This is a genomic window from Nocardia sp. NPDC059228, from assembly GCF_042754245.1.
Taxonomy (GTDB): domain Bacteria; phylum Actinomycetota; class Actinomycetes; order Mycobacteriales; family Mycobacteriaceae; genus Nocardia.
In genome coordinates, this window is the sequence record NZ_JBHZAL010000086.1 from 1 (window position 1) to 3,002 (window position 3,002).

3 protein-coding genes are annotated in these 3,002 nt (G+C 65.6%); all 3 read right to left on the reverse strand.

The annotated features are described in order from the left end of the window. Nucleotides 1-1,327 (reverse strand): hypothetical protein (locus ACFXKA_RS42515; RefSeq protein ID WP_379431830.1); only part of this gene is annotated, 1,327 nt, incomplete at its 3' end. Then, entirely contained in the window at nucleotides 1,324-1,650 is a 327-nt protein-coding gene (locus ACFXKA_RS42520) for a helix-turn-helix domain-containing protein (RefSeq protein ID WP_379431831.1), read from the reverse strand. The genes ACFXKA_RS42515 and ACFXKA_RS42520, both read right to left, overlap by 4 nt. After that, nucleotides 1,647-2,762 carry a tyrosine-type recombinase/integrase gene (locus ACFXKA_RS42525; RefSeq protein WP_379431832.1) on the reverse strand — a complete coding sequence of 372 codons (1,116 nt, stop codon included), beginning with the start codon at nucleotides 2,760-2,762 and terminating at the stop codon, nucleotides 1,647-1,649. The genes ACFXKA_RS42520 and ACFXKA_RS42525 overlap by 4 nt, the downstream gene beginning before the upstream one ends. Between the last annotated feature and the right edge of the window lie 240 nt (nucleotides 2,763-3,002).

Consider the following 3,002-nt stretch of genomic DNA (forward strand, 5'->3'; position numbering starts at 1 on the left):
TGGCCTGAACAGGCAGTCCGAGATCGTCGCGGAGATGCTGAAGCAGGGTGCTGAAATGGGCCGGTTGCCCGGCCCGGCGGCCGGGAAACAGCCATGGGCTATCCGGGTTCACTGTGGTCATGTTCTGCCGGTTGTCGATGAGTTCCAGCAGCATTCCGGCCAGTGGTTCGGGGACCGGCAACGGTGGTGTGCCGAGACGGATGAGCACTTGGCCATCGTCGTTGACGACGTCGGCGATGGTGAGCCGGACGAGACGGGCGACGGGCTGACCGTAGAGCAGCATGAGGGCGGCTGCGACTCGAGATCGCAGCGGCGGTCGCGGGTCGGTGAGTGCTCGGCGCAGCAGGGCGAGGCGACGGGTCTGGGTGATAGGTTTCCCCGCTCCGGCCGTCGTGGTCGGGATGCCAAGTTTGGGCATGTGGCCGGTGTTTTTCGCCCAGAGCAGGAACGGTCGTGCCAGCTGGCGACGGTGCGCGAGCGCCTGGGCGTGCCAGAGGTCGATATCGGCCTGGCTGCAGTCGCCGAGCTGGGTGCCGCGCTCATCGAGCCAGGCCAGGAATCGGGCTGCCTCCTCAACCGCGCCGATGTAGTAGCGGCCGCCGTCGGCAACCGGGCCCCGGCGTGCGCGGCGGCGAAGCCGCGGAAGTTGGTGCCAGAGCGTGAATTGCCGCAGCATCCGGAAGTGCGGGTCGTCGGCCAGTTCGGTCAGTTTCTGATGCAGCAGCGCCTCCGCGTGCAGAAGCTGCTTGTCGACCGTGGGCAGGACACCGCAGCTCATGAGCAGATCGCGCAGGTAGGCGACGGCTCGTTGGTTGGGCAGCTCCTTCAGCGCTTCGAGGGTGATCGGCACCCGTCCGGCCGCGAGGTCACCCAACAGGCCGCGAACGACGGTGCTGCGCAACCATTTCAGCCCGGTCAATGGGTCAGGCATGCCGACCACGCTGTCGACCAATGGGACGAGCTGAGGGTGGATCCTGCCAGTGCCGTCGTCGAGCAGATCGCGCAGTCGCCCGGCCAGGGTGCAGCGGGAGCAGAGTCGTCCGCCGTGCAGTTCACCTTCGAATCCACAACCGGCGCAGAAGAAATCGCGGGTAATTCCCGCACAGTCCCGGCAGATCGGTGCCGCGTCGCCGCGGCGGCGGCCCGGGAGCAATCGTTCAGTGCCGCATTCCCGACATCGGCCGTGATGCCGTACTGCCTTGGCGTAGCAGGTGCGGCAGATCGGCCCTTCCCAGTTCGCGGCCTTGCAGGCGCGGCGGCCGCATCGGATGCAGTCGCGGATGTGCCAGCGTTCGTACTGCTCGGTGTTCTTGTAGGCCGGGCTCATTCCTCGACGCGGATGCGGGCGCGTTTGGGCCGGATGGTGGTGTTCATGTCGATGACCTTGTCGCCGGCGACGGCCCTGCGTGCCTGGTTCTCGGCCTTGGTGGCGATGAGATCCGCTGGGGTGCAATCGAAGATGTCGCAGAGCGCGGCCAGCACCGGCATCGACAGTCGTTCCGGGGTCTGGGTCACCAGCCGCCAGACCTGCACCGAGGACAACTTGATGCCGCGGTCGCGCAAGTGCGGTTCGAGGTCATTGGCGGCGAACATACCCGCCGTAGCCATCGTCTCCCGGAGCCGCCACTGGTAGCTGACCTGCCGTTTCATCGCTTCCTCCCGTGCTGTTTCAGCGCGGCTGCCACGGTGGTATCCAGAACTCGCCGCAGGGTGCGGGTGCGGTAGTCCGAGGAGACGCAGGTGTAGATCGACGTCGTCGAAGCATGGTCGTGGCCGGCTTGCTCCTGGACAAATCTAGCGTCGAACCCATCCTCAACCTGGTGGGTGATGTGACTTCGCCGCAGCGAATGGAAATCCAGTGCCGGGTCCAAGCCGAGCTCGTCACGGTAGGCGGCCAGCCGAGTGTTGAGCGTGCTCAGGCCGATGCGCGGGCCGCGTTCGGATGGCCAACACGCCGGTGACCCGGCGGTCGGGAACAACGGCCGGTAGTCCTCGATCCATTCGGCCAGCACTTCGGCCGACCATTCCCAGATCGCCAAGACGCTGCGCCGCTTGGGAGTCGATCCCTTCTTCGCCTTGCCGTGGCGGACATAGACCGCCCCGTACTCCCCGAACTCCGGAGCATCCGGATTCCGCCCGAAGTCGGCGGTATCGAGCATCCGGGTTTCGTTGCGCCGCAGGCCGAATGCGTATGCCGTTTTCAGCAGCGCGGCGTCTCGGAACGCTGGCAGCCAGCCCTTGCGGCCAGCGGCCCGGATGCGCACCACCTGTTCGTCGGCGTAGTCGAACAGCGCGACCAACTCCTTGCGGGTGAAAGCCCGTTTGCCGGAGTCTGATTCGGCCTCGTCGATGTGCTCGGCGGTGTTCCACTCGTGGACCACCTGGACCGGGTGCGTGCCGAACCGCTGCTCGCAGACTGTCGCCCACTGGTAGGCCGGGTCGATCAGGTAGGCGCAGAACAGCTGCACCGCGTCCTGGTAGTTGCGTAGCGTCGACCGTTTCGCGTTGCGCACCGCCCGCAGTTCACCGAGCCATTCGTCGACATGCTGTGCCGTCCAGTGCCACGGGAAAGCATCCGCATGATCCGCGAACGCCCGCACCGCCCGCTCACGGCCGCCGATCGTGGAGAACGCCAGATTCCGCGCCAGTTGCTGATTGCGCCAGCCGTCGAGCATCGCGGTGAGCACCTGCTCCTCCGGCCTCAGTAGCGACAGCCCGTCCACCAGATGCAGCGCCGCCGACCCTGGCACCGTGCCCTCCACGCCCAACGCATCACCCTTTCCGAGCGCTTACATCAAACGTAAGAATATTTCATCAGATGTAATCTCGGTGCGAAATCGGCTGATCAACAGCCAGATTGGCGACTAACGGCGCGCACCCTTGATAGGCTGCGGCCGTTCAGCACTCGTCGTGACTACGCCTCCGAGCAGCAGGGTTCCATGCCCACAGCTGTTGCGTGCGAACCGATCTGAGTCTTACATCCGATGAAATTGCAATCAGAA

Coding starts and splice junctions, on each gene's coding strand:
- ACFXKA_RS42520 (WP_379431831.1), bottom strand. CDS start 1,650: ATGAAACGGCAGGTCAGCTACCAGTGGCGGCTCCGGGAGACGATGGCT.